The following is a 415-nucleotide window of genomic DNA, read 5'->3' on the forward strand; positions in this document are numbered from 1 at the left end:
ATTGTTCCTGTTAAAGCAGGCTGTGTCAGCGTATAGTTGCCAGAGGCTGTACCCGAAATAGTCATAGGAGCAGTAGTCACTGCTTTGCCTACACCGGCATTTGCGTCGTTAAATGTTCCTGTCGTTGCATTGCCAAGCGTAACATTCAATGCATCACCTGCCAGCACACCGCTTAAAACAGCTCCTGTAATTGTAGCCGTTGTGTTTCCGTCATAAGTCTTGGTCGTTACAACAGCTCCTGTTACTGTTAATACTTTGCCGGTAATATCACCTGTACCTGTTCCGGCTGCCAAACTATAGTTTGCGGCCAAACCTCCGTTGGTTCCATTGGCTAAAGTATAAGTTACAGTAGCTGTTTTACCTGTTCCTGCATTTGCATTAGCATATAAACCAGCAGCTGTGACTGTGACTGTTT

Annotated in this window: 1 protein-coding gene; it reads right to left on the reverse strand. The window is 45.5% G+C overall.

The window, feature by feature from the left end:
- Positions 1-415, reverse strand: a 415-nt coding sequence (locus IRZ80_RS20850; protein WP_228520981.1) for a YDG domain-containing protein, incomplete at both ends; no start/stop codon positions are given.

The sequence above is a fragment of the Flavobacterium sp. HJJ genome (assembly GCF_015351475.1).
In the GTDB taxonomy this organism is placed as follows: domain Bacteria; phylum Bacteroidota; class Bacteroidia; order Flavobacteriales; family Flavobacteriaceae; genus Flavobacterium; species Flavobacterium marginilacus.